The 26,386-nt window shown below is 67.3% G+C and carries 23 protein-coding genes; 4 read left to right on the forward strand and 19 right to left on the reverse strand.

Going from position 1 to position 26,386, the window contains the following annotated elements; translation table 11 throughout:
- Positions 1-17: 17 nt before the first annotated feature.
- The gene (locus tag BM365_RS06245; protein ID WP_093296099.1) at positions 18-752 is read right to left on the reverse strand and encodes a TerC family protein; all 735 of its coding nucleotides are present in this window, start codon (positions 750-752) and stop codon (positions 18-20) included.
- A 29-nt stretch (positions 753-781) separates the two neighbouring features.
- Positions 782-1,162: a diacylglycerol kinase gene (locus tag BM365_RS06250; protein ID WP_093487541.1), complete on the reverse strand. Its 381-nt coding sequence runs from the start codon at positions 1,160-1,162 to the stop codon at positions 782-784.
- A 220-nt stretch (positions 1,163-1,382) separates the two neighbouring features.
- On the opposite strand from BM365_RS06250, the gene BM365_RS06255 reads away from it, so the two are divergent.
- On the forward strand, positions 1,383-2,117 hold the full coding sequence (locus BM365_RS06255; protein WP_233210760.1) for an SGNH/GDSL hydrolase family protein: 735 nt from the start codon (positions 1,383-1,385) through the stop codon (positions 2,115-2,117).
- 62 nt (positions 2,118-2,179) lie between these two features.
- Here BM365_RS06255 and BM365_RS06260 read toward each other — a convergent pair whose 3' ends face one another.
- The 7 genes from BM365_RS06260 to BM365_RS06290 all read right to left on the reverse strand — a co-directional run bounded on the left by BM365_RS06260 (position 2,180) and on the right by BM365_RS06290 (position 10,516).
- Positions 2,180-3,553, reverse strand: coding sequence for a S8 family serine peptidase (locus BM365_RS06260; protein ID WP_199186218.1), 1,374 nt, complete (start codon positions 3,551-3,553; stop codon positions 2,180-2,182).
- A 334-nt stretch (positions 3,554-3,887) separates the two neighbouring features.
- Complete coding sequence (locus tag BM365_RS06265; protein ID WP_093487545.1) at positions 3,888-4,844, reverse strand: isoaspartyl peptidase/L-asparaginase family protein; 957 nt, start codon at positions 4,842-4,844, stop codon at positions 3,888-3,890.
- Positions 4,845-4,890: 46 nt separating this feature from the next.
- Positions 4,891-6,132: an ABC transporter permease gene (locus BM365_RS06270; RefSeq protein WP_093487547.1), complete on the reverse strand. Its 1,242-nt coding sequence runs from the start codon at positions 6,130-6,132 to the stop codon at positions 4,891-4,893.
- Positions 6,129-6,860: an ABC transporter ATP-binding protein gene (locus tag BM365_RS06275; RefSeq protein ID WP_093487549.1), complete on the reverse strand. Its 732-nt coding sequence runs from the start codon at positions 6,858-6,860 to the stop codon at positions 6,129-6,131. The genes BM365_RS06270 and BM365_RS06275 overlap by 4 nt, the downstream gene beginning before the upstream one ends.
- Entirely contained in the window at positions 6,857-8,395 is a 1,539-nt protein-coding gene (locus tag BM365_RS06280; protein WP_093487551.1) for an efflux RND transporter periplasmic adaptor subunit, read from the reverse strand. Before BM365_RS06280 ends, BM365_RS06275 begins: the two co-directional genes overlap by 4 nt.
- A gap of 96 nt (positions 8,396-8,491) precedes the next feature.
- Positions 8,492-9,763, reverse strand: a complete 1,272-nt coding sequence (locus BM365_RS06285) for a sensor histidine kinase (RefSeq protein WP_056879703.1) — start codon at positions 9,761-9,763, stop codon at positions 8,492-8,494.
- A gap of 51 nt (positions 9,764-9,814) precedes the next feature.
- Entirely contained in the window at positions 9,815-10,516 is a 702-nt protein-coding gene (locus BM365_RS06290) for a response regulator transcription factor (RefSeq protein ID WP_056879702.1), read from the reverse strand.
- Positions 10,517-10,646: 130 nt separating this feature from the next.
- Here BM365_RS06290 and BM365_RS06295 point away from each other — a divergent pair, with 130 nt between their 5' ends.
- Entirely contained in the window at positions 10,647-10,985 is a 339-nt protein-coding gene (locus BM365_RS06295) for a DMT family protein (RefSeq protein WP_056879701.1), read from the forward strand.
- 16 nt (positions 10,986-11,001) lie between these two features.
- Here the strand turns inward: BM365_RS06295 and BM365_RS06300 are convergent, their stop codons facing one another.
- From BM365_RS06300 to nudE, 6 genes are read right to left on the reverse strand one after another with little or no spacing between them, the layout of a single operon-like run.
- Positions 11,002-11,541: a hypothetical protein gene (locus BM365_RS06300; protein ID WP_093487553.1), complete on the reverse strand. Its 540-nt coding sequence runs from the start codon at positions 11,539-11,541 to the stop codon at positions 11,002-11,004.
- A 7-nt stretch (positions 11,542-11,548) separates the two neighbouring features.
- Positions 11,549-11,851 (reverse strand): Mpo1-like protein, encoded by a 303-nt coding sequence (locus BM365_RS06305; protein ID WP_093487555.1) that lies wholly within the window; start codon positions 11,849-11,851, stop codon positions 11,549-11,551.
- 16 nt (positions 11,852-11,867) lie between these two features.
- On the reverse strand, positions 11,868-12,191 hold the full coding sequence (locus tag BM365_RS06310; RefSeq protein ID WP_093487557.1) for a YnfA family protein: 324 nt from the start codon (positions 12,189-12,191) through the stop codon (positions 11,868-11,870).
- Positions 12,192-12,216: 25 nt separating this feature from the next.
- The gene (gene mazG, locus BM365_RS06315; protein WP_093489531.1) at positions 12,217-13,038 is read right to left on the reverse strand and encodes a nucleoside triphosphate pyrophosphohydrolase; all 822 of its coding nucleotides are present in this window, start codon (positions 13,036-13,038) and stop codon (positions 12,217-12,219) included.
- A complete protein-coding gene (gene cysQ, locus BM365_RS06320; RefSeq protein ID WP_093487559.1) occupies positions 13,022-13,858 on the reverse strand; it encodes a 3'(2'),5'-bisphosphate nucleotidase CysQ in 837 nt (278 codons plus the stop codon). Before cysQ ends, mazG begins: the two co-directional genes overlap by 17 nt.
- Positions 13,855-14,403: an ADP compounds hydrolase NudE gene (gene nudE / locus BM365_RS06325; RefSeq protein WP_175502043.1), complete on the reverse strand. Its 549-nt coding sequence runs from the start codon at positions 14,401-14,403 to the stop codon at positions 13,855-13,857. The genes cysQ and nudE overlap by 4 nt, the downstream gene beginning before the upstream one ends.
- 74 nt (positions 14,404-14,477) lie before the next feature.
- Here nudE and bioA point away from each other — a divergent pair, with 74 nt between their 5' ends.
- Positions 14,478-15,878, forward strand: a complete 1,401-nt coding sequence (gene bioA / locus BM365_RS06330; RefSeq protein ID WP_093487563.1) for an adenosylmethionine--8-amino-7-oxononanoate transaminase — start codon at positions 14,478-14,480, stop codon at positions 15,876-15,878.
- Entirely contained in the window at positions 15,869-16,600 is a 732-nt protein-coding gene (locus BM365_RS06335; RefSeq protein ID WP_093487565.1) for a 16S rRNA (uracil(1498)-N(3))-methyltransferase, read from the forward strand. The genes bioA and BM365_RS06335 overlap by 10 nt, the downstream gene beginning before the upstream one ends.
- Positions 16,601-16,611: 11 nt before the next feature.
- Here BM365_RS06335 and BM365_RS06340 read toward each other — a convergent pair whose 3' ends face one another.
- From BM365_RS06340 to BM365_RS06355, 4 genes are all read right to left on the reverse strand, one after another.
- Entirely contained in the window at positions 16,612-17,082 is a 471-nt protein-coding gene (locus tag BM365_RS06340; protein ID WP_093487567.1) for a chemotaxis protein CheW, read from the reverse strand.
- Between the two features lie 10 nt (positions 17,083-17,092).
- The gene (locus tag BM365_RS06345) at positions 17,093-18,337 is read right to left on the reverse strand and encodes a chemotaxis protein CheB (protein WP_093487569.1); all 1,245 of its coding nucleotides are present in this window, start codon (positions 18,335-18,337) and stop codon (positions 17,093-17,095) included.
- Complete coding sequence (locus tag BM365_RS06350) at positions 18,324-24,227, reverse strand: Hpt domain-containing protein (RefSeq protein WP_093487571.1); 5,904 nt, start codon at positions 24,225-24,227, stop codon at positions 18,324-18,326. Before BM365_RS06350 ends, BM365_RS06345 begins: the two co-directional genes overlap by 14 nt.
- 90 nt (positions 24,228-24,317) lie before the next feature.
- Complete coding sequence (locus tag BM365_RS06355; RefSeq protein WP_093487573.1) at positions 24,318-26,354, reverse strand: methyl-accepting chemotaxis protein; 2,037 nt, start codon at positions 26,352-26,354, stop codon at positions 24,318-24,320.
- Positions 26,355-26,386 lie beyond the last annotated feature (32 nt).

Consider the following 26,386-nt stretch of genomic DNA (forward strand, 5'->3'; position numbering starts at 1 on the left):
GACGGGGAAACGCGGCGTTATTCGCGCAGCATGCGCTGGTTGGCGCGCTTCTTCGCCCACAGGTTGAGGCACTCGACGAGCGCCGAGAAACCCATTGCACCGTACAGATAGCCCTTCTCGATGTGCAGTTCGAAGCCATCCAGCAACAGGTAGGCACCGACCGCCACGATGAAAGCCAGCGCCAGCATCTTGATGGTCGGGTTGTTGTCGATGAACTGGCCCAGCGGACGCGCCGCCAGCAGCATCACCGCCACCGCCAGCAGGATGGCGGCGACCATCACCGGGGTGTGGTTGGCCATGCCCACGGCCGCGATCACCGAATCCAGCGAGAACACGATGTCGATCACCGCGATTTGTGCGATCACGCCGGCGAACGACACGGCCGGACGCGTATGCACGTCTTCCGAGTCGGGCTCGCCCTTCACCAGCTCCAGGATTTCCTTGGTGCCCTTCACCAGCAGGAACACGCCACCCAGGATCAGCACCAGGTCGCGCACCGAGATGCCCTGGCCGAACAACGTGAAGAGGTCGGCGGTCAGGCCGGCCAGCCAGGCCAGGGTCAACAGCAGCAGGATGCGGGTGATGCACGCCACGGCGATACCGAACTTGCGCGCCACTTCGCGCTGGTGCGGCGGCAGCTTGCTGACCGCGATGGAGATGAAGACCAGGTTGTCGATGCCCAGCACGATCTCGATCGCACTCAGCGTGACCAGCGTGATCCACACCTGCGGATCGGTAAGCAATTCCATCATCGGGGGGCACCTAGGTTCAGATCAGGAGTTCAGAGGTAGCGCGGCGCGAGGATCAGCGCCCAGCACAGCAGCACATTCATCATCAGCACGAACACGGCGGCGGAGCCCATGTCCTTGGCACGACCGGCGAGTTCGTGGTGTTCGGGACCGTAGCGCTCGATCACCGCTTCCACCGCCGAGTTCAGCAGCTCGGCCGCCAGCACCAGCAGGCAGCTGCCGATCATCACCGCGCGTTCCAGGCCGGTTTGGCCCAGCCAGAGGGCCAGGGGCGTCATGACCACCAGCAGGTAGACCTCGAGGCGGAACGAGGATTCATGCATCCACGCCGCGCGCAGTCCCTGCAGGGACCAGACGGTGGCTTTCAGGATGCGGCCGGGGCCGCGTGGGAAATGTCCGGTTTCGTCTGCCATGGGGCGGGTAGAGGCGGAAAGGGGTCCCGCATCGGCCCTTGCCGGTCGGGCCGAAGCCGGATCCATGCAAAGGGACGTGTCGGGTGGAACCGGCGCATTCACCGCGCCCAAGGAGCCAATTTTGCCACAAGGCGCTCCCCGGCCGCCTCGCCACGGGTTTGCATCCCCTGGAACGGGCTGGTCCACTAGGGTCCGCCCGCGTCCAAGGAGCCCTCCCCTCGTGCCATTCCTGAATTCCGTCCGCCTGCCTCTGATTGCCGCCGCGCTGATCGCCCTGCTGGCCGCCTGTGCCGGCGCCCCCCCTACGACGCTCGATGCGGCGACACCCAAGGCAGCCAAGGCGCCGCCGCGCATCCCGGAGCAGGTCTCGAACCCGGCCTGGGAAGCCGACATGCAGCGCTTCGAGGCCGCCGACGCGCAGTCGCCGCCGCCTCGCGGGGGCGTGCTGTTCATCGGCAGTTCGTCGATCCGCTTCTGGGACACGCTGGCGCAGGATTTCCCGGGCGTGCCGGTGATCAACCGCGGCTTCGGCGGTTCCGAACTGCGCGACAGCACGTGGTATGCCGACCGCATCGTCGTGCCGTACGCACCGCGGCAGATCCTGATCTATGCCGGCGACAACGACCTCAATTCGGGGCGCACGCCACAACAACTGCATGCGGACTTCATCGCGTTCGTCGAGCGCGTGCGCCGCGACCTGCCCAAGGCGAAGATCGCGTACATCAGCAACAAGCCCAGCCCGTCGCGCGCACAACTGCTGTCCGTACAGCGTGAGGCGAACGCGTTGATCGCGGCGGAAGCCAAGCGCCTGGGTGTGGACTACATCGACATCTTCACGCCCATGCTCGACGCCAGCGGTCAGCCGGACGAATCCTTGTTCATCGAGGATCGCCTGCACATGAACCGTGCCGGCTACGTTATCTGGCAGCGCGTGATCGCACCCTATTTGAAGTAATCCCGTACGCAAAAAAAGAAGCCCGGCGATGCCGGGCTTCTTCATTACGTGAAGCTCTTCCGTCAGAAACCGCTGACGTTGAGGCGTCCACCGGTCACCGTCTTGCCCTGCAGCGACGGCGTCGGCACCGTGGAGCCGAGAATCGCCGCCTTGATCTGGGCCGCGGTCGAACCCGGACGCGTGGACGCATACAACGCGGCCGCGCCGGTGACATGAGGCGTCGCCATCGAGGTGCCGCTGTAGCTGGCGTAGCCGGACACGAGCTTGCCCTTCGACGAGGTCGGCACCGTCGACCAGATGCCGTAGCCGGGCGCACCCAGATCCACGGTGGTCGCGCCATAGTTGTAGACCAGCGCACCGGTGGAGCGCAGCGCCGCCACCGAGATGATGCTCGCGTTGGGGTACGACGCCGGATAGCACGCACCCGATGTGTTGCCTTCGCAATTGACGCTGTCGTTGCCGGCGGCCACGATCGTCAGGATCTCCGCCTGGCCGGCGCGATCGATCGCATCGCTAAGCGCCTGCGAGTAGCCGCCACCGCCCCACGAGTTGTTGGTCGCGACCAGGTTCAGGCCATGACGCGTCTTGAGGTCGGTGAAGTAGTCCAGCGCCTTGACGGCGTTCGCGGTGCTGCCGCCACGACGGCCGAGGAACTTGCCGCTGATCAGCTTCACGCCGCTCCAGCAGACGCCGGCCACGCCCTTACCGTTGCCGCCCACGCCGGCGATCGTGCCGGACACGTGCGTGCCGTGGTCATCGTTGGCGCCACCGGAGTTGATGTCGTTGGTATTGCCGTCGAAATCCCAGCCGCGCACGTCGTCGACGTAGCCGTTACCGTCATTGTCGACGCCATCGGCCGGGTCGTAGGGGTTGGTCCAGATGTTGGCGGCAAGGTCTTCGTGGGTGTAATAGATACCTTCGTCGATCACGCCGACGACGACATTGCCGCAGCTGGTGTGGCCCGCGGCCCACGCTTCGGATGCCTGCGAACCATAGACGTTCGCGGGGGCGCCCGCATCGCCATACATGCCCCACAGCGAGCCGTTGGTGGAATACGTGTCGTTGGATACCGCGTTGTGCTGGTAGGTCCAGTTCGGCTCGGCGTATTCCACCGCCGGATCGGCACTCAACGCCTGCACGGCGGCAGACAGGTCGACGTTGCCCGGCAGCTTCAGCAGCGCGATCTCGCCATTGCGGCCGTTGCCACGACGCACCGTCTCCAGCTTCTGCGCACCCAGGCCATGGACCACTGCATCGCGATCGGCCGCCACCGCGCCATCGCGATACTTCACGAGCAATTCGCCACTGGCGTGGGGCTTGCCTTCCTTCAGGCCCTTGACCACCAGGTCGGGCCTGCCGCCCGCGCTGGCCGCCTGCGCCGCCCCCATGGCCACCAGCGCCAATCCCACCCATACCGCCATGCGATTCTTCTTCATAAACCGATTCGACTCCGAGTGTTGTGGTTGCCGCGCCTAGTGGCGCAGTGGGTCGAATCTAGCTTGTAATTTTGGTTCTAGATATCGAATTTGACTCACACTTTCGCCCTGCAAAAGGACGGCTGCGATGTCACCGGTAGCCATGAGAATGACTCGCATCGCAGCAGGTTCTTGCGCTGCAATGCGGCACGGATTGCAAGGAGACTCGACGCCTGCGCGGCGCCGCTTCCAGCACGATCGACCACACCCTCGGCTCACCCGCAGCGGCGCAACGCCTGGACCCGCTGGCGGCGATACACGGACAGCATCGGCTCCACCAGGTTGATGCCGACACTCAGTCGTCCCGATGGATGGCCGTGCCGCGGCTGCCGTCGGGGCGGATCCAACCGCGGTACATCCCGCGCGTACTGAGGACCAGCACCACGTTGCCGTCACGGTCCAGTGCGATCACGCCGCCGTCGCCGCCATGCGCGGGGACTTCGCCCAGCACTACGTCCTCGGCAGCATCGCGCAAGCGGTCGCCTCGGTAACGAACGCGCGCGGCGATGTCATGGGCGACGACGTTGCGGATGTAGTACTCGCCCCATCCGGTGCAGGATACGGCGCAATGCGCATCGGCCCAGGTACCCGCACCGATCAGCGGCGAATCCCCGACGCGCCCCCAGCGCTTGTTCGTCATGCCGCCGGTAGACGTGGCCGCGGCGAGATGACCGCGGCTGTCAAGCGCGACTGCGCCCACCGTGCCGAAATAGCGTCCGCGCAAGTCCTGGTTGGCCTGCCAACTCTGCTGTTCCTGCCGCTGCGCCTCCAGCAACTGCAACCGACGCGGCTCGGTCGAGAACCAGTCATTCGGCACGCGCTCGATTTCCGGGTGTAGATCGGCGAACTGTTCGGCGCCGTCCCCCACCAGAAAGACATGTGGAGAGTCCTCCAGCACACGCCGTGCGAGCCGCACCGGATTGCGCACGCTGGACACGCCCGCCACCGCGCCGGCGCGCCGATGGTGGCCATCCATGATCGACGCATCGAGTTCGTGGCGACCGTCGGCGGTGAATACCGCACCATGCCCCGCGTTGAAATAGGGCGCATCTTCCAGCGCGCAGACGGTCGCCTCCACGGCGTCCAACGCACTTCCGCCGGAGGTCAGTACCGCATGGCCCGCATCGAGCGCGCGCTCCAGGTCCGCATGGATGCGTTGCGCGGTCGCTTCGCCCAGCGTCGCCATGTCGATCACGCCCGCCCCGCCATGGATGGCCAGCGCGAGTGGCCTGCGCGGGGATTGCGTACTCATGGCGCCCTCCGGTCTGCGGGACCCGATGGCGCCAGCATACTCCGCGTTACTGCGAACGGAGCGCCTCGATCGGGTCCAGCTGCGAGGCTTTGCGCGCCGGGTAGTAGCCGAAGAACAAGCCCGTCGCGATCGAGAACCCGGCGGCTAGGCCGATGACCTGTCCATTCAACGCCACCGGCAACTCGCTGAACTTGCCGACCAGCAACGCACCGACGATGCCGATGACGATGCCCAGCACGCCGCCGCCCAGCGACAGCAGCATGGCTTCGGCGAGGAATTGCCTCCGCACGTCGCTCGGCCCTGCACCTACCGCCATCCGCAACCCGATCTCGCGGATGCGCTCGGTCACCGACACCAGCATGATGTTCATGATGCCGATGCCGCCGACGATCAGCGAAATGGTCGCCACCGCGCCCAGCAGCAACGACATCAGCTTGGTCGTCGCGGTGCGCGTGGCCACGATCTCCGAGATATTGCGGACATTGAAGTCGTCCTCTTCACCCGGATTGATCTTGTGCCGCTGGCGCAGCAGCGCCTCCACTTCGCCCTGCACGTAGCTCAGGTCCTTCGCGTCCGAAACGGTCAGCGCCACCTGCATCACCGCACCCGGCGGCAGACCCATCGAGCCCATCAGTCGACGGCGCGCGGTTTCCAGCGGCACCATGATCACGTCGTCCTGATCCTGGCCGAAGCCTCCCTGGCCCTTGGGCGCCAACGTGGCGACCACGGTGAACGGCACACGCCCGAGGCGCACGGTCTGGCCCACGCCGCTGTCTTCGCCAAACAGCGTGCGGCGCACAGTTTCGCCGAGGATCACGACCTTGCCGGCGCTGGAATAGTCCTGCGCGTCGAAGCCCTCGCCGTTGGCGATCACCCAACTGTTGATGTCGAAGAAGTCCGCCTGCACGCCCTGCCAGCTGGTCGAGGCGTTGTTTTCGGCGAACACCACTTGGGTATTGCCCCGCAGTGCGCCGGCGACGTACTGCACTTCCGGAATCTCGTTGCGGATCGCATCGACGTCGCCCTCCTTGAGGGTGAAGAAGCTGCTGGAGCTCATGCGCACGCCACCACCGCCGGGGCCACGGCCCGCACCGGGGCTGATATCCAAGCGCTGGGAGCCGAGGCCGGAGACCAACTTGTCGATCTCGGCCTGCGTACCCTGCCCCACCGATACCATCACGATCACCGCCGCGATGCCGATGATCACGCCGAGCGAGGTCAGTGCACTGCGCATCCAGTTGCCGCGCAGCGCGCGCAGCGCGGTGCGCAGGATGTCGGAGAACTTCATGGACGGCCTCCTGCGTGTTCGAGGTCTTCGTGCAGTTCGCCGTCGCGCATCACCAGGATGCGGTCGGCGTGCGCGGCGACCTCGGCGTCGTGGGTGATCAGGATGACCGTGTGGCCGTCATCGCGCAGGCGCTTGAACAGCGCGAGGATCTCTTCGCCGGTCTTGCTGTCGAGCGCGCCGGTGGGTTCGTCGGCCAACAGGATCGGCGGCTGGTTGATCAGCGCGCGCGCGATCGCCACGCGCTGCTGCTGGCCGCCCGACAGCTCGTTCGGCCGATGGCCCGCACGTTCGGCCAGGCCGACCGCGGCCAGCGCCTGGCGGGCGCGTTCGGTGCGCTCGCCCGGCGGGATCTGCGCGTAGCCCAACGGCATGGCCACGTTCTCCAGCGCGGTCATCCGCGGCAGCAGGTGGAAGCCCTGGAACACGAAGCCGATCTTCTCGCGACGCAGGATCGCCAGTTGTTCGGCATCAAGCGTGGCCACGTCGATGCCGTCGCACAGGTAGCGGCCGTCGGTGGGCGTGTCCAGGCAGCCGATCAGGTTCATCAGCGTCGACTTGCCGGAGCCCGACGGGCCCATGATCGCGACGAAGTCGCCGCGGTCCACGCGCATGTCCACGCCCCTGAGCGCGACCACTTCCGCCTCGGTACCTGCGGAATAGACCTTGCCCAGCGTGTGCGTCTGGATGACCGGTACGCGCTCGCCGGTGGTCGGGGACGGCGTGCTCATTCCTTCGCGCGCTCGCCCACGACGACGACATCGCCTTCCTTCACGCCGCCGGACACTTCGGTGCTGGTGCCGTCGCTGGCGCCGATGCGGACCTGCACCATCTCCGGTTTGCCATCGACCAGCTTGTAGATCGGCGCGCGCTTGGCGCCGAGCAACGTGCGCAGTTCGCCGTCCCAGCGCTGCTTCTGCGCGTCGTCGAGCGTGGCGCGGAACGGAGCGAAGTCCTGCTGCATGCGGTCGGCCATGCGCTGGCGGATCTGCGCCTGCATGGCACCGCCACCACCGGCGTTGCCGCCCGCGCGCGGACCGCCACCTGGACCGCCGCCGAACATGCTCGCGCCGCCGCGCTGTTGCGCCTGCGCCATGCGTGCGGCCTGGCGTTCGCGAAGTGCCGTCAGTGCACTATCGAAGGCGGCCTGCTGTTCGGGCTTGAGCTGCAGGCTGCCGGCCACGCGCACCAGGTCATCGCTGACGCCGCTTCCGCGGTTCTGTCCGCCCTGTGGCGTCTGCGTGGCCGCGGCGGCGGTGTTCGCCTCCTCGCCGGTCGGCTTGTAGCGCAGCGCGGCGTTTGAGATCTTCAGGATGTTGTCGCGCTTGCTGACCTCGATCTCGGCGTTGACGGTCAAGCCGGGCAACAACGTGCCGTCGGTATTGTCCACACTGACGACGACCGGATACGTCACCACGTTGTTGGTGGTGGTCGCCGACAGGCGCACTTGCTGCACTTCGCCGCGGAATTGGCGGTCGGCGAAGGCGTCGACGGTGAAGGACACGCTCTGGCCCACCTTGACCTGGCCGATGTCGGCTTCGTCGACGGCCAGCTCGATCTTCATCTTCGAAAGGTCTTCGGCGATGGTGAACAGCTCCGGCGCCTGCAGGCTCGCGGCGACGGTCTGGCCGGGCTCGATGGAGCGTGTCAGCACCACGCCGTCCACCGGCGAGCGGATCACCGTGCGGTCCAGGTTGACGCGGGTCGTCTGGGTCGAGGCGGTCTGCTGGCGGATCGAGGCCTGCGCCGCATTGACCTGCGCGCGGGCCTGGTCGCGCGCGGCGCGGGCCAGGTCAACGTCGCTCTGCGCAACCAGCTTCTGTTTGCCCAGGTCGGCCTTGCGGGTGTAGTCGAGTTCGGCGTTGGCCAGGGTGGCCTGCGACTGCTTGAGGTTGGCCTGCGCGTTGGCGATCTGCGCATTGCCCTGCGCGATCTGCGCCTCGTAGGTGCTGGGATCGATGCGCGCGAGCACCTCGCCCTTCTTCACCTCGCTGTTGTAGTCGACCAGCACGTCGGTCACCTGGCCGGAGATCTGGCTGCCGACGGTGACGGTGGAGATGGCGCTCAGGGTGCCGGTGGCCGAGATGGCCACGCGGATGTCGCCGCGCTCGACGGTGGCGGTGCGGTAGGCGCTCTCCGCGGTATCGCCCTTGCGGCTCGTCCACCACCAGGCGCCGCCGCCGAGCAGGGCGAGCACGGCGATACCGAACAGGACGTTGGGGAGGATGGACTTCTTGCGAAGGGAGGAACGTGCAGGCTGGCTCATGCAGTGAGTCGGCTCGGAAGGTGGGGAATCGGGAAAAGGAACGCGCCAGGGGCCGCGGCGTTGACAGCCCCGGGCGCCAGTCAGTTCCCGTATAGATTACGGAACGAAGCGAATCGTCGCTGTAGTTCCGCGTCCCAGCTCGCTGTCGAGCTCGATCTTCCAGCCGAACCGGTCGCACAGGCGGCTGACGATGGACAGGCCGAGCCCGCTGCCGTGCGGACGGTTGGGGTCGGCACGGTAGAAGGGCTCGAAGACCCGGACCATCGACTCGGCCGACATGCCGATGCCGGTATCGCGCACGATCACCCGGTCGGGCTCGAGGATCACGTCGATCCGGCCCCGGTCGGTGTAGGCACAGGCGTTGCGCAGCAGGTTGCTGACCACCACCTGGAACACCCGCGGCGGCGCGTGCAGGCGCGGGCGGGCGTGCAGGGTCACTTCCAGATCCACCGGCTTGTTGAGCAGCAGCGCGCGTGCGTTCTCGGCCTCGTCCATGACGATGTCCGCCACGTCGAAGTCCTCGCTCTGCGGTTCGACCTCGGCTTCACGGGCCAGGATCAGGAAGGCGTCGATCACCGCCTCCATGTCGCGGCCGGCGCGCTGGATGCGTTGCAGCGCGCGCGCGACGCGCGGCGGGGAGTCCTCGGCCATGCCCATGTCGGTGGCCACGCGGATCACCGTCAACGGGGTGCGCAGCTCATGGCTGGCGTCACGGGTGAAGTCCCGCTCGCGTGCGATGTGCGCGGTGACGCGCTGGGCCAGGCCATGCAAAGCGGACGCCAGCTGACGGGCCTCGCCCTGTACATCGTTGGGCAGGCGGTCCGGGGCCAGGCCGCTGACATCGGGACGGCGCGGATCCCATTCGGCGACCTGGCGCGCCAGCCAGCTGACCGGCGAGACCAGCCGTTTGGACGCCCGATACGTCAGCCACGAGACCAGGTAGATGGCCACCAGCGTCATGATGATCGGGACGGTGCCGAAGTAGAACGCCAACCGCTCGGCCTGCGAGCGCAGGAACACCAGGTAGAGGCGCCCGGCGGGCTGCTCGTCCACCAGCACCAGCAGGTCGTCGGCCTTGAGCTCGTGGAAACCGGGCTTCAGCTCGCGCAGGTTCTCCGGCAGCACCAGGTTGGAGTGACCCTTGAGGACCAGGTAGCCGCGGAGATTGTGGGTGTTCGGCGGCGGCTGCGCGGTGGACGCGCTGTACAGCTCCCAGAAATGGGTGGCCTCTTCCTGCAGCGCGGTGTTCATCAGGCTGTGCTTGATCACCGCCGAGATCAGGTACACGCCCAGCACGATGGCCAGGCTGACCATGACGGCCTGCAGGATGAAGGCGATCCTGAGCTTGCGGGGCAGTCCGTGGCGCATCGGCATGTCGTCGGGCGAAGGGCGGAGTATGCCGCGCGCCGACGCCCGGGGTCAGCCGATGTCGGCGATGCGATAGCCCGCGCTCTGCACGGTGTGCAGCAGCGGTTTGTCGAACGGCTTGTCGATGACCTTGCGCAGGTTGTACAGGTGGCTGCGCAGCGTGTCCGAATCCGGCAGCCCATTGCCCCAGATCTCGCGCTCGATTTCCTGGCGGGTCACCACGCGCGGCGACTCCCGCATCAGGATCGTCAGCAGGCGCAGGCCGATGGGCGACAGCATCAGTTCTGTGCCGCCGCGGGTGGCGCGCATGCTGACCGGGTCCAGCACCAGGTCGGCGACCTTCAGCACCTCGGCACCGACTTGGCGGCGCTCGCGGCGGATCAGGGCCCGCAGGCGGGCTTCCAGTTCCTGGATCGCGAACGGTTTGGTCAGGTAGTCGTCGGCGCCAGAGCTGAGGCCGGTGAGCTTGTCGTCGAGCGTGTCGCGCGCGGTCAGCATCAGCACCGGCGTGGACTTGCGCGCTTCGTTGCGAAGTCGCTTGCAGACTTCCATGCCGTCCAGGCGCGGCAGCATGAGGTCCAGGACGAGCACGTCGTAGCTGTTCTCCACGGCCAGGCGGTAACCGTCCAGTCCGTCGGTGGCGTAGTCGACCTCGAATCCGCGCCCTTCCAGGTACTCCCCGATCATCTCGGAGATGTTGCGGTTGTCTTCCACCACCAGCACGAGACCTGCGGTTTCCTGACTGTGTCGCATGACGGCTCCTTCTAAAAGCTTCAGGTTTGTGAAACTACCCGGGCGCGGGTAGACGTCATGTGAAGATGGCCGCTGCATTCAGCCGGCAGTTGGGATTAGGCTTCGCCATCCTTCCCCAGACCGCCCCGCCATGATCGAACGCGTCCTGCCCCTCTTCCTACTGCTGGCCTCCAACGTCTTCATGACGTTTGCCTGGTACGGGCACCTGAAGTACAAGTCGTCGCCGCTGTTCGTGGTGATCCTGGCCAGCTGGGGCATCGCCTTCTTCGAGTACACCCTGATGGTGCCGGCCAACCGGATGGGCAGCGCGGTCTACTCGGTGGTCCAGCTGAAGACCATCCAGGAGATCCTGACCCTGCTGGTCTTCGCCGGCTTCAGCACCTGGTACCTGGGCCAGCCCCTGAAGTGGAACCACTACGCCGCCTTCGCCCTGATCGTGGGCGCGGCATTCCTGATGTTCTACGAGTGAGGCTGGACGGCATTGCTCACCGGACGTACCCGGCTCGGGCTATCAGCCTCTCGGCGTGCGTCTCCAGCCGCTGTCTGTCCCTCAGCATGTAAGAAGGCCCCTTGAGAATGGCAACGGTGCGCGCCGCCTCGATGGGCGACAGCGCATCAAGGGGCTTGCCGTGCTCGCGTCGCGCAAGACGATCCAGGCCTGTGTCGACACCGTTGTAAGCCTGGGACGCATAGAGCCCGTACATTTCTTCGTCGCTGAAATGCAGGGGAAGCAGGAGCCGCCAAAGCGCGGTTCTGGCATGCCAGCTCATCGCCGACTGCGGAGCATGGAATCGGTGGACCGCCATCCGGGCCACTGATGGCGCCGGCGACCCCACGCTGGCGTCGATCAGATCGCGGATCAACGGCGGCGGCGATGCATCCTGACCGTCGGCATGCACCAGGAGCGCCTTTACTTCGGCCACGTGCGGCCTGACCGCCACCAGGTCGTACGCGAACAGTCCGGCCAACGGCAAGCCGACCAGCAACGCGGCGGCGTGGACGGTGTACCGCACCACGCGGCTCATGAGCCGCTCAGAACCGGATTTTGCCGATGAGGATGTCCTTGAACATCACCCAGTCGCCAGCGAAGGAATAGAACGGATGCTTGAAGGTCGCGGGCCGGTTCTTCTCGAAGAAGAAGTGGCCGACCCAGGCGAAGCCGTAGCCGCAGAACAACGCGGCGAGCAGCCACCACGCATTGCGTTCGACGACGGCCCACGTCAGCAGCGCCAGCACGCCGCAGCTGCCGATGAAATGCAGCCGCCGCGAGGTACGGTTGCTGTGCTCGTTGAGATAGAACGGATAGAACTCGCGAAAGCTGGCGAAGCGGCTCATGTCCCCTCCCACAGGGTCAGGCGGCGCGTGGCGAGAACATGATCACCGCCATGCCGGCCAGGCACAAGCCGGCGCCCAGCAGGTCCCAACGCGTGGGTTTCACCGCATCCACGGCCCATAGCCAGAAGATCGCCATCGTGATGTAGACGCCGCCATAGGCGGCATAGACGCGGCCCGAGGCCGTGGGGTGCAGCGTCAACAGCCAGGCGAACAGCGCCAGGCTCGCCGCGGCCGGCACCAGCAACCAGGCGCTGCCGCCCTTGCGCAGCCACAGGTACGGCAGATAGCAGCCGACGATCTCGGCCAGCGCGGTAAGGAGGAACAGCAGCAGCGTCTTCATGCGGCAAGCCTACCGCAGGCGCGGGTCACGCCGGGTTCCGCTCCGTTGCCTTCACCCGCGTCCACAACGCTTCCTGCGCATCCAGGTCCAGCGCGGACATGCTGGTGCCTTCCGCGGCGGCGATCGCTTCCATGGCGCGGAAGCGGCGCTCGAATTTCAGGTTGGCCCGGCGCAATGCGCCGCCCACGTCCACCTTCGCGTGGCGCGCCAGGTTCGCGGCGACGAACAGCAGGTCGCCGATCTCGTCCTCCAGCCGCGCATCGCGTTCCGGCGACGGCGCGGCGGCGAGCTCGACACGGACTTCGTCGATCTCTTCGTGCAGCTTGTCGATCACCGGCGCGGTGCCCGGCCAGTCGAAGCCCACCCGCGCCGCGCGCGACTGCAGCTTCACCGCGCGCTGCCATTCCGGCAGCCCGCGCGACACGCCGGCCAATGCAGAGGCATCTTCTTCGCCAGCAGCCTTGCGTTCGGCGGCCTTGATGGCTTCCCAGTTGACGGTCTGCGCTTCGGCATCGGCGAACGAGGCGTCGCCGAACACGTGCGGGTGCCGGCGCACCATCTTGTCGCAGATGGCGGTGACGACGTCGTCGAACGCGAAGGCGCCCTGCTCCTGTGCCATCTGCGCATGGAAGACGACCTGCAGCAGCAGGTCGCCCAGCTCATCCTTCAGCGCGGACAGGTCGCCACGGTCGATCGCATCGGCGACTTCGTAGGCCTCTTCGACCGTGTACGGCGCGATCGTCGAGAAATCCTGCTCCAGGTCCCACGGGCATCCCCCGTCGGGATCGCGCAGGCGGGCCATGATGGCCAGTAGCCTCGCGATGCCCGGTTCAGGCGCTGAGAACATGTCCATGCTCGTCCCCGAGCGCGCTCGCCAGCCATGTGCGCCACGGCAGCGTCATGTCGCCCATCGCGACGAAGTCGCCGTTGAGCAGCGTCTCGCGGCGGTTGTAGCGGAACGCACGGCCGTCCGGCGCCAACAGCGCGCCGCCCGCGGCTTCCAGCACGCATTGTGCGGCAGCGGTATCCCATTCGCTGGTCGGGCCGAAACGCGGATAGACATCGAGCGTGCCTTCGGCGATGCGGCAGAACTTCAGCGACGAACCCAGCGACATCTCTTCGATGCCGCCCATGGCGTCGAGGAAGGCCTGCGTGCGCACATCGCGATGCGAGCGGCTGGCCGCGACCTTCAACGGCGCGGTGGCGGGCGAACGCGTGCGGATCTGCGTGTCCACATCGCCGACGCGGCGATAGGCGTTGCGGCCCTGGCGCGCATGCCAGGTCTCACCGGTCACCGGCGCGTGCACCACGCCGAAGATCGGTTCGTTCTGTTCGATCAGCGCGATGTTGACGGTGAACTCGCCATTGCGCTTGATGAACTCACGCGTGCCGTCCAGCGGATCCACCAGCCAGTACGTCGGCCATTGGCTACGCTCGGCCCACGGGATGTCCGCGGCTTCTTCCGACAGCACCGGCCACTGCGGCGTCAGCCGGCGCAGGCCATCGGTGATGACGCGATGCGCGGCCATGTCGGCGGCGGTCAGCGGGCTGTCGTCGTTCTTGTGCTGCACGTCGAAGGCGCCTTCGTACACGGCCATGATGGCCTGGCCCGCTTCGCGGGCGATGACGATGACGGCTTCGTGCAGGTCTGCGGTCATGCGGCTCATGTCCGCTCTTTCAACCATTCGCGGGCGATGAACAGAGCCGCCAGCGAACGACCTTCCGAAAAATCCTCGCGCAGCATCAGCTGGTCGAGGTCTTGCAACTTCCAGGGCACTACTTCCAACTCCTCGGGTTCATCCCCCGGCAGGCGCTCGGGGTACAGGTCTCTTGCCACCACCAGCCAGGACTGGTGGCTCATGTAGGTGGGCGCCAGGGTCAGGCTGCGCAGCACGTCGAGACGTCGCGCGCCGAAGCCGGCTTCTTCCTTCAGTTCACGGTCGGCCGCCTGCTCCGGCGTTTCGCCCGCGTCGATGCGGCCCTTCACCAGGCCGAGTTCGTAGCGGTGCATGCCGGCGGCGTACTCGCGCACGAGCAGCACCGTGTCGTCGTCGCGCATCGGCACCACGACCACAGCGCCGTAGCCCTGCGAACGCAACCGGTGGTAGCGACGGCGTTCGCCATTGCTGAACTCCAGGTCCAGCTCTTCGACATGGCGGTCCGGCCCGTCGGTGCGCTGGGTGATCCCGTGGATGATCGGCAGGCGGCTCATGCGGAGAAACGGCATCCACGCCAGGCGCGCAGGGCGCGGCGACGGCAGGGGGCGGGGGCCGATATCATGGGGGGATGCGACAAACGGATCATCAAGCCAGCATGCTAACAGAGCCCGACGACTGGCGTGCCCGCGACCTGTCGGTGGTGTGGCACCCCTGCACCCAGATGCGTGAGCATCCGCACACCTTGCCGCTGGTGCCGATCGCAAGCGGCGAAGGGGCCTGGCTGGTCGGCCACGACGGCACGCGCTACCTGGACGCGGTCAGCAGTTGGTGGACGAACCTGTTCGGTCATGCCGAGCCGCGCATCGGGGCCGCTATCGCCGCCCAGGCGGGCGCATTGGAACAGGTGATGCTGGCCGGCTTCACCCATGCGCCGGCGGTGGAGCTGGCCGAACGCTTGCTGGCCCTCGCCCCGCGCCAGCCGGGCCGCGCACCGCTGACGAAGGTGTTCTACGCCGACAACGGGTCGGCCGGCGTCGAAGTAGCGCTGAAGATGGCCTTCCACTGGTTCCACAACCGGGGCGACCACCGGCGCACCAAGTTCATCGCACTGGAGAACGGCTACCACGGCGAAACCCTAGGCGCGCTCGCGGTAGGCGATATCCCGCTGTACCGCCGCGTCTACGCACCGCTGCTCACCGAGGCCGTGTTCGCACCCTCGCCCGACGCCTACCTGGCCCGGGACGGTGAATCACCCGCAGACTGCGCCGCGCGTGCCGCCGACGCCTTGGCGGCGTTGCTGGATCAGCACGCGGGCGAGATCTGCGCGGTCATCGTGGAGCCGCGCGTGCAATGCGCGGGCGGCATGCGCATGCACCATCCCGACTACCTGGCGCGGGTACGCGAACTCTGCGATGCGAGCGGTGCGTTCCTGATCGCCGACGAGATCGCGGTCGGCTTCGGCCGTACGGGCACGTTGTTCGCCAGCGAGCAGAGCGGCGTGATGCCCGACCTGATGTGCCTGTCGAAGGGTCTGACCGGGGGTTTCATGCCGCTGGCGGCGGTGCTGGCGACGCAGGCAATCTACGACGGCTTCCTGGACGACTCGCGCGAACGCGCGTTTCTCCACTCGCACAGCTACACCGGCAATCCGTTGGCATGCGCGGCCGCGCTTGCCTCATTGGACATCTTCCGCGACGACGACATCCTCGTGCGCAACCGCGCGACGGCGCGCGCGATGACCGCGCTCGCCGAGCCGCTGGCACGGCACCCCCACGTCGCGGACGTGCGACAGGCCGGGATGATGCTGGCCTTCGAGCTCACTCGCGACGGCGACAAGGCCGCGCCCTTCCCCACGGCCGCGCGCGTGGGCCTGAAGGCTTACCGCGCCGCACTCGAACGTGGCGTGGTGCTGCGCCCGCTGGGTGACGTGCTGTACTGGATGCCGCCTTATTGCGTGGAACCCGACGACCTGCAGCTGCTCGCCGACGTTACCCGCCATGCCATCGACGAGGCCACCGCATGCGCCTGACCCGCTGTTACGTCGACCTTCCGCTGCACCCCGGTGAGCGCATCGCCCTGCCGGAGGCGAATGCCAATCACCTCGCCCGCGTGCTGCGCCTGCGCGAAGGCGATGCCTGCGTACTGTTCAATGGCGACGGCAACGACTACGACGCCCGCATCGAAGCGATCAGCAAGCGCGAGGTCGTCGTCGAACTCCAGGGATCGCGCGCGGTGGACACCGAATCCCCTCTGCACGTCACGCTGCTGCAGGGCATCGCGCGCGGCGAGAAGATGGACCTGATCCTGCAGAAGGCGACCGAGCTAGGCGTCGCCGCGGTCATCCCCGTCGTCGCCGAACGCACCGAAGTGAAGCTGGATGCCGAACGCGCCGAGAAGCGCGTGGCCCACTGGCGCAGCGTCATCGCGTCCGCGTGCGAACAAAGCGGACGCGCACGGCTACCTGCGTTGGCAGCACCGACGGCACTCAACGACGCGGCACGCGGCCTCGAAGGCGACGCGGTGCGCTTGACACTGGACCCCACGGGCGAGGTGTCGCTGGCGACGGTGCAGATCGCAACGGGCGCGGTGGTGGTGGCGATCGGTCCGGAGGGTGGCTGGTCGCCTCGCGACCGCGAGATCCTGTCGGCGGCCGGCTTCATCGGATTGCGATTGGGGCCCCGCATCCTGCGCACCGAAACCGCCGGACTGGCGGCTATCGCGGCATTGCAATCCCGTTTCGGCGACCTGTAATGGGCAGTGCGTCAGGCCGCGTTTGCCAGTGCGTCGCCGATCATCGTTTCCACGATTTCCAGATCCGGCAGCACGGCGGCTTCGTCACCGAGTAGCACACGGACCTTGACGCCGACCGGCAGATCTTCTTCCGTCGCGTCGGCCAGCAGGCCATCGCGCGGCACGGACACCAAGCGCGGGAACGACGGTGTCAGCAGGGCGAAATAGGGGCGATCCTTGTCGCCGCTCAACGCCTTCAGCACCACGATCTTGCTGTTGAGTGCGACCGGGTCGTTCGGATTGCCACTCAGGCGGCCGAAGGCCACCAGCGGCACGGACCAACCGTGCCAGTCGATCCTGCCAGGCAACCAGTCCGGCATGCCCTCGATCGGTTCGACCGGCGCGCGCGTCAGCACTTCGGCGACGGTCGCGTTGGGCAACAGCAAGCGGTACTCGCCCGCCTGGATCAGGACGCCGCGGATTTCGTCGTTGGAATGGGCCATCGTGTGTTCCTCAGAACCAGCGGTCGGTCAGGCGCTGCGCGAGTTGCGCGGGCGAGCCCAGTTCGGCGCCATGGGCGGCCAGCGCGCGCGGCGCAGCCGGGTCGTAGCAGCCATCCTGTGATTGACCCAGCACCAGCGCGCCCTGCACGCCGAGCGCGGCGACCGGTTCAACCAGCGCGGTGTCGCTGCCACTGAGCAGCAGCACAGCGCTGTCGGTGGGCGGGAGTTGCGGAATCATGGTGTGGATGACGGCGCCGGGACGGAAACCGACCACGCCTCCGTCGACCAGCGGCACCACATCGCCGGGCATCACGTAGATGTGACCAGGCTCCGCGGCGGTGCCTGCTTCCGCCAGCGCCACCGGCATGTGCGCCACGCGCTCCATCTGCCGCACGAGATTGTCGTAGCGACCGCCATCGAGGCGCAGATGCACGAGCACCGGCTTGGGAAAGCCGTCGGGCAGTTCTGCCAGCAACTTGCGCACGGCGTCGGGGCCGCCGATGCCGGCGAACACCAGCACGGCACCTTGCACGCGCTCGGCGGTCTTGCCGCCCGCAGCGTCCAGCGGCTCCAGCGAGAGCGAGGACAGGTCGAACTTGGGGCTCGGCAGCGGAGGCGGCGTCGCCGCTGACGGCTCGGGCAGCGGCGGTGGAAGCGCTGGAGGCGTCTCGACTGCGGGGTTCGACGTCTGCGCGGTGTTGCGCAACCAGTCATCCGCATCGATCACATTGTCGCCGCCTTGTCGCGCCAGCCCGCCGGTATAGGCGAAATCGTCGCGCGGCAATTCCTGGGCGATGTCGGCCGCTTCTTCCAGATGCAGTGAGATCTCCGCATCCTGGTGCAGCTGCGCTGGCGTCACCGGCAAGCCCGGCTCCAGCTGCAGGCTGACTTCTTCCTCGCGGCCGGGCGGCAGCACGTCCTGGTGCCCGTGCAGCTTGGCCGCCAGGTGGCGCGCCCATCGCTGGGCTTCCCAGCCTTGGCGACGCGCGGCAAGCTCTGCTTCATCGAAGATCACCGAAACCGCAGGGTCGTGCAGCACGCCATCGAAGCGTTCGAGGCTGTCCTCGATCGCCGGCTCGAGTGCGACCAGCACCACCTGCGGCGCGCTGTTGCCCAGCGCATCGGCATCGAGTGTGTTCGGATCGTCTTCCAGCACGATCTCCGCGCCGGCTTCGTGCAGGGCCACCCGCAGGCGCTCGCGCGCCTCACCCGGGCGGGCCAACAGGGCAACGCGCTTGGCTTCACTCACGGACACGGGCGATTCCCAGCAGATCGTAGACGTTACGCAGCAGGTCGAGTTCCTGGTACGGCTTGCCGAGGTAGCGCTGCACGCCGATGTCGAACGCGCGCTGGCGATGCTTGTCGCCGGTACGCGAGGTGATCATCACGATCGGCACGTCCTTGAAGCGCGGGTCGGCCTTCATCGCGGTGGCCAGCTCGTAGCCGTCCATGCGCGGCATCTCGATGTCCAGCAGCATCAGGTCGGGAACGCGCTCCTCCAGCTTCTCCAGCGCTTCGACGCCATCGCGTGCGGCGGCGACTTCGAAGTTGTGGCGTTCCAGCACGCGGCTGGTCACCTTGCGCATGGTCAGCGAGTCGTCCACCACCATCACCAGCGGCACGCGCCGCTGTTCGACGGCCGTGGCCGGCTGCGCCGGCTGTGCCGGCTGTGCCAGATGGCGACGCACCAGCGGCGCGGCGTCCAGGATCACCACGACGCTGCCGTCGCCGGTGATGGTCGCGCCGTAGATGCCCTGGATAGAGGCGATCTGCGGGCCCACCGGCTTGACGACGATTTCGCGGTTGCCCAGCACTTGGTCCACGGCGACGGCGGCACGCAGGTCGCCCGCGCGCACCAGCAACAGCGGCACCTGCGCCTGGCCCTCTGCCTTCGCGGGACTGTGGCCCACGAGATGGCCGAGGTTGTACAGCGGGTAGTCTTCGCCCGCGTAGTGGTAGCTGCCGGCACCGGCGTTGAAGCGCGCGTGACTGATGCGGCCGATGCCGCTGACCGCCGCGACCGGCACGGCGAACTGTGCCTCGCCGATCTGCACGAACACCGCCTGCGTGACCGCCAGCGTTTGCGGCAGACGCAGGGTGAAGATCGCACCCTTGCCCGGCGTGGACGCGATATCCAGCGAACCGCCGAGCTGGCGGACCTCGTTGTGGACCACGTCCATGCCCACGCCACGGCCTGCCAGCTGGCTGACCTTGTCGTACGTGCTGAAGCCGGACTCCAGGATCAGACGGTCGAGGTCGGCGTCTGCCAGCGTAGCGCCTGGCTGGATCAGGCCGCGCTGCTCGGCGCGACGACGAATCGCATCGCGGTTGAGGCCAGCACCGTCGTCGGAGACGACCAGCACCATTTCCGAACCTTCCCGCCGCAGCGCAACCTGCACGGTGCCTTCTTCCGGCTTGCCGGCCTTGCGGCGGTCCTTCGGCGATTCCAGGCCGTGGGCCACGGAGTTGCGCAGCAAGTGCTCCAGCGGCGCAGTCATGCGCTCCAGCACGTTGCGGTCCATTTCGCCGTGCGTACCCGACAGCTGCAGGTTGACCTGCTTGTGAGTATCGGTACCGGCCTGGCGCAGCACGCGGCGGAGGCGCGGCACGATGCCTTCGAACGGCACCATGCGCGCGCGCATCAGGCCGTCCTGCAGCTCCGAGCTGACGCGCGACTGCTGTTGCAGCAGGCTGTCGTACTGGCGCGACAAGTCGTCCAGTACGCCCTGCAAGCCGCTGATGTCGGCGGCCGATTCGGCCAGCGCGCGGCTGAGCTGCTGCAGCGTGGAGAAGCGGTCCAGCTCGAGCGGATCGAACGTCGGGTCCTGCTTCTCGTGCTCGCGCTGGTAGCGGGCGACGATCTGCGCTTCCGTTTCGAGGTCGAGGCGACGCAACTGGTCGTGCAGGCGGATGTTGGTGCGGTCGAGTTCGGCCATCGCGCCGCGGAACGCGCCAAGCTGCTGTTCCAGACGTGCACGGTAGATGGCGACTTCGCCGGCGTGGTTGACCAACCTGTCCAACAGGTCCGCGCGGACGCGCACCTGCTCCTGCTGGCCCATCGGGAAGAACTCTTCCTCCGCATGCGCCGTCAGGTCCGTCTCGATCGGCGCCGACAACGGCGCCAATTCCACCGGCGCGGCCGGCGCCTCGCTTGCCACCGGCGCATCCGGCAATTCGATGCCGCGGGCGCGCGCGTTGAACTCGGCGATCATCCCATCAGGGATGGTCACGGCGCGGCGCGCCGTGACGCGCGCCAACTGGCCGTGCAGCGTATCGAAGCCGCGCTCCAGCAGCTGGATCGCACGACGGTCCAGTTCGGTACGCTGCCCGACGATGGACTCCAGCATCGATTCGATCGCGTGGCCCAGGTCGCCGACGGCATGGATGCCGGCCATGCGCGCGCCGCCCTTCAGCGTGTGAAGGTCGCGCTGCAGGCTGATGAGCAGCGTGCGGTCTTCGGGCGTTTCGCGCAGCTTGGCCAGCAGGTCGTCGGAGTGATCGAGCAGGTCGTTGCCTTCCTCGATGAAGATCTCCACCAGGTCCAGGTCCAGACCGGTCAGGTCGAGGGCCTCTTCCGGCTCCGGCATGTCGGCGGGCGCACTGGTCACGGCAGACTCCTCGGCTTCGGCGGAGGCGACGACTTCAAGCTCGGCGGGTTCGCTGGTTTCCAGCACATCGGCTGGCGCTTCGGACGCGGCAATGTCGTCGACGACGGCTTCCTCGACGGCAGCTTCGTCTTCGACAGGCACCGCTTCGACCGCGGCCTCCTCGACGAAGGCTTCTTCCACTGGCGTCGTTTCGGCAACGACGTCCTCGACGGCATCGTCTTCGGCAGGGGTCGCGTCCGCGACCACCTCCTCGACAGGCTCGGCGACGTCGGTGGCGTCCTCAAGCACGATCTCCTCGATCGCGATCTCTTCAGCCACCGCAGGCTCGATGACGGCCTCGTCGGTGGCGGCCTCGATCGCCATCTCTTCGACCGCGATCGAATCGTTGGCCCCTTCGGCCACGCGTTCCTCCACGACGACGTCTTCCGCCGGCGTGGCTTCGACAGCGACGTCTTCGGTAGGTGCGGCCACATCGTTGGCCGGCTCGATCGTATCGGACAGGAAGGCGGGGAGGTCGCCATCGACCACAAGCGCGTCGTCGATGGCGGCCCCTTCGGACGCCCCTTCGACAGATGTTTCGCCTGCATCGGCCTGCACGCGTTCACCATCGACCGTGTCGGTCGCGGTGCCCGTCGCTTCCACATGGGTGCGCGGCAGGATGCGGTAGTCGATGTCGTAGAACGTCACTTCCGGCGACTGCGGGGTCAGCGTTTCGGTGCCTGCAGCCACGCTCTGTTCGGTGCTTTCGGCGGAGGCGACGTCTGGCATCAGGTCGCCGCCGGCACCGTGCGCCGTGTCGTCCAGGTAAGCCGACAGGTCCAGCGCGGCGAGTTCGATATCGCTGGGCGCGACCGGCGGCGCGATCGTCGGCATCTGCTCGGTGTAGGTGCCCTGGCGCGCGTCGTCGACGATCTGTGCACCTTGGCGCTGTTCCGGCAGGCTGTCGCGCAGCGCAACCAGTTGGCCGGCGAGCGAGGCAAACACGGGGATGCGCGGCGAAGGCGCCTGCAACGCGGCCACGCTGCGGCGGATCGCCTGCGCGGTGTCCGCGATGGCGGATACGCCTTCCGGCGTCGGCGTCTCGCCCGCCGCCAGCAAGCGCTTGACGTACTGTTCGGCCGCCGAGGTGACTTCGGTGATTTCCGGCACGTCGGCCATCGCCAGCGCACCGTTCATCGTATGCACGGCGCGCAGCAGTTCTTCGTTCACCGGTACCGCATTGACCTGTGCTTTTAGGAGCCAGGTGTCGACGGTGTCGAGGTGGTTGTCGACCTCCGCTTCCAGGATCTCGCGCAGCACCGCGTCGACGGACGCCGGCGTGCCTTCGGTTTCCGGTTCGAACACCGCAGGCACGTCCTCGATCGCCGGCGTGGCGATCGCGGCGGGCGCGGGCTCCACAAACCCGGCGCCTTCGTCTTCGTCCATCACGGTCGGCTGGGCGCTGTAGTACGCCTCTTCGCCGGCGGCCAGGCGATCCGCAACATCCTGAATGCCCGTCAGGTCGGCCGTGACGCCGCCCTGGCCGCGCAGTGCGGCGTTGAGCTGCGGGAGGACATCGCACGCCAGTTCAAGCAGGGCCTCGACGGCATGGCTCGGCTCACGCGTGCGATCCAGCACGCGATTGAGCATGTTTTCGATTTTCCAGCTGAACTCGCCCAGCGTCTTGGCGCCGACCAGGCGACCGCTGCCCTTCAGCGTGTGGAACACGCGACGGATCGGCCGCAGGCGCTCCAGGTCTTCGGGGTTGCTGCGCCATGCGGGCAGCAACTGGCGCAGGTTGACGATCTCTTCGTCGAACTCCTCGAGGAATACCTCACGGATCTCATCGTCGATGTCGGTGGCGTCGCTGTCGAAGCCACCGATCACCGTCGCAGCCGGCAGCGCGGCGGCCGCCGCGGCGATCTCGTGCCGCAGGTCGGGCAGCGCTTCCTCTTCGGGTTCGATCGGAGTGAAGGGCGCGACGTCCTCGCCTGTCACCTCGATCTCTGCCGGCGCATCGATCGATGCCGGAGCAGCTTCTTGGTCCTCGAGTTCGACGACAAAGTCCGTGGCCTCGACGCCCGTGCCGGCCTCTTCGAAGCCGACCGGATCAAAGGCGCTCGCATCGGCCAACACCGGCGCGGCGTCGATGGGTTCCAGCGTCAGCGCGCCGAATGCGGGAGCACCCGCATCTGCGGCCACCGTTTCGACAGGCGCCGGTTCTGCGACAGCCTGCGCAGGCTCCGGTTCGACCACGCTCGGTACGGCCGCAACGGCCGCGATCGCGGGCTCGACAGCCGCCGGCGCTTCGGGCGGCAGCGGCCAGTAGCGCAACGCCTCGAGGCTGCCGCGCGTGATCTCTAGGATGTCTTCGCGGTTGGGCCGGCGCTCGCGCAGCGCTTCCAGGTAGTACTCGAGGCTGGCCATCGCATCGGCCAGGGTGTCCAGCTGCTGGCCACCGGGCACGCGCTTCTTGCCGATCAGTTCGCCGCTGACGTAACGGCGCACACCGACCACGTAGTCGCCGGCCTGGCCCAGTTCGAGCATGCGCAAGGCACCTGCCACCTCGTCGAGGAGGCGCGGCACGTCGGACAGTTCGGCGTGATCCCAGTTGGTTTCAATGAACGCGACGAAGCGTTCGCGTGCACCGGCGAAGTTGATGATGGCCTCCTGGGCCAGCACTTCGACGGTCCGCTGCGACTCCGCGGCGCTGGGGTCGGGGCCGGCATCGCCGGCGCTGCCCAGCCGGGCGACCTGGTCGTCCAGCGAAGCATCCACGTACAGCAACGCTCCCGCGACGTCGAGCAACGTCCCCTCGTCCGCGGGGCGGCTGCCCGAGACGACTTCGCGCAGGGTGTCGCGCTGCTGCATGACCACGTCGCGTGCCACGCCCAGGCCCATCATGCCGAGCGTATCGGCGACGTTACCGAGTTCGGCGACCTGCGGCTCGAGTTCGTCGGCCGCATTGCCGGTACGCAGATGCAGGTCGAGCGCATCCTTCACCCGCAGCAGCTCTTCCTTCACTGCATTGCCGACGGTATCGAGCAACTCGCGGTTGCGACCGCTCAGGCTGCTGCGCGCGTGATCAATCTCGGCTTCACTGGGCGTCGCCTCCTCGCTGGCACCGCCCGGGAACAGCATGCTTTCGTTGAGGCCCGACGCGCCACGCGCGGCACGGATCTCGTTGAGCAGCGGCAACAGCACGATCGGAATGTCGCGATGGCCTTCCTGCAACCGCTCCAAATAGTCGGGCAGCAGTACGGCGCCGCGCATCAGCGTGGCACAGGCGTCGTCGCGATCGCCCACGCCACCTTCCTGCAGTGCCTTTGCGAGCAGCTCGAGCTCCTCGGCCACCATCGCGGGCGCATACAGTTCCACCATGCGCAGCGTGCCCTGCACCTGGTGCAGGTAGCCGGCGCAGAATCGCATGCGACTGGTATCGGCGGGCGCCTCGACGAAGGATTCGATCTCCTGCCGCACCAGGCGCAGGGTTTCGTCCAGCTCGGGCTTCACCCAGCCGAGTACGGCATGGCTCATGGCCTCGCGCAGCGCACTCATCGGCGGATCCCCGCGGCAACGGCGGAACCGTCAGCCTCGCGCTGCAGGCGGGCGGGATGGCGTAGGAAGTTCATGCGGTACGTCCCGTCCTCAGCCCGGCAGCTTGAAGTCGGCGACCGAGCGGCGCAGGTCCGACGCGAGTTGCGCCAGGTGGCCGATCGATTCGGCGGTCTGGCCCGCACCCAGCGAGGTCTGCGAGGTGATCTGCCGGATCACACCCATGGTCTGGGTGATGTCCAGTGCCGCCGTGGACTGCTGCTGCGCAGCGGAGGAGATGTTCTTGATGAGGTTGTTGAGGTCGTTCGACACGCGCTCGATCTCGCCCAGGGCGGTACCCGCGTCTTCGGCCAGGCGCGCACCGGAGACCACTTCGGCGGTGGTCTGCTCCATCGAGCTGACCGCTTCGTTGGTATCGGCCTGAATGGTCTGTACCAGCGATTCGATGCGGCGCGTCGCGCCCGAGGTGCGTTCGGCGAGGCGCTGCACTTCGTCGGCCACGACCGCGAAACCGCGGCCCGCTTCACCGGCCGAAGCCGCCTGCACAGCGGCGTTCAACGCCAGGATGTTGGTTTGCTCGGAAATGTCGTTGATCAGTTCCACGACCGAGCCGATTTCCTGCGAGGACTCGCCCAGGCGCTTGATGCGCTTTGAGGTTTCCTGGATCTGGTCGCGGATCTGGTCCATGCCGCGGATCGTCTCGCGCACTACGCCGGCACCTTCGGTGGCGATCTGCACCGAGCGCTGCGCCACTTCGGCGGACTCGGTGGAGTTCTTCGACACCTGGTCGATGCTGGTCGCGATCTCGCTGATGCGGTCGGACGCGGTGGTGATCTGGTCGGCCTGGTGACCGGCGGCCTCGGCCAACTGCAACGCCGTGGCCTGCGTTTCCTGCGTCGACGCCGCCACCTGCACCGAGGTGTCGTTGATCGTCGTCACCAGGTTGCGCAGTTCGTCCACGGCGTAGTTGATGGCGTCCGCGATGGCGCCGGTCATGTCCTCGGTCACGGAGGCTTTCACCGTCAGGTCGCCCTCACCCAGCGAGCTGATTTCGTCCAGCAGTCGCATGATCGCCTGCTGATTGCGGCTGTTGTATTCCACCTGCGTCTGGTACCGGACTTCCTGCTCGCGCTGGCGGGTGCGGTACAGCGAATACAACAGGCCGATGATGGAGATCAGCGCCGCGGCACCGGAGGCGATGCCCAGCCAGAAATTCGGAAACAGGCGCGTGTCGCGCACCGAACCGAAGGCCGAGAATGCCTGGAACAGGTTGGTGCTGTCCTGAAGCATCTGGCCGGAGCCGTTGGTCAGCGCAGCCGCCGCGCCCTGCGCGGCGAACAGGTTGCGGGAGCTGGCGAGGATCGCGTCCAGATCCTTCTTCATCGTCGCCCACAACGTCTGCGAGTTCTGCAGCGCGGCCAGCGCCGCGCCGTTGCGGACGGCAGCGATGCCGAGTTCGTTGTTGCCGTTGCGCAGGCCTTCCAGCACCTGGCCGAACAGCACGGCGTCGCGGCCCAGCGCGTCACCGGCGGTGGAGGCACCGGCGCCACCGGCGCGGATTTCCGTCACGCGGCGGGCCATGGTGCCCGCCAACACGACCTGCTGCAGGGCGCTATAGATCTGCGAGGACGGCGCACCGCCTGCCGACATCGCGCGCACCACTTCGTTGAGCTGCGCCTGCAGGCTAGGCACCTGGGCGGCGAAGCGGTCGGCGTTGCCGGCCAGCGCCAGCACGGCCGCTTCGGACGCGATGATCTGGTCGGCGTTCTTGCCCAGCGGTGCCCACGTGGCGGCCAGCTTCTCCAGCGGGTCTGCCACGGCGCCTTCGTTGCTGAAGCGTGCCTGCAGGTCGGAGACCGTGGACTCGACCGACTGCTTGGTTTCCTTGAAGGCCTTGAACGCGGCCGCGTTGCCGGCGACCGCCTCCCGGCCTTGGTTGGTCAGCTGTTGCGAGAGCACGCGCATGTCCGATGCGCCCGTGCTGGCGCCCGACAGGCGACTGCCCTGGTAGGTGGCCACGCCGGTGTTTGCACCGAACACGATCACCGAGATCGCCAGCAACGCCAGCCAGAAGCTGTTGCTGAAGCTGCCGATCTTGCTGGCGCTAGGAGAATCCGACGCAGTGCTCATTTTTCAACCCCTGGAAAATAGCGTGTCGTCCG

Origin of the sequence: Pseudoxanthomonas sp. YR558, from assembly GCF_900116385.1 — a bacterium.
Classification (GTDB): domain Bacteria; phylum Pseudomonadota; class Gammaproteobacteria; order Xanthomonadales; family Xanthomonadaceae; genus Pseudoxanthomonas_A.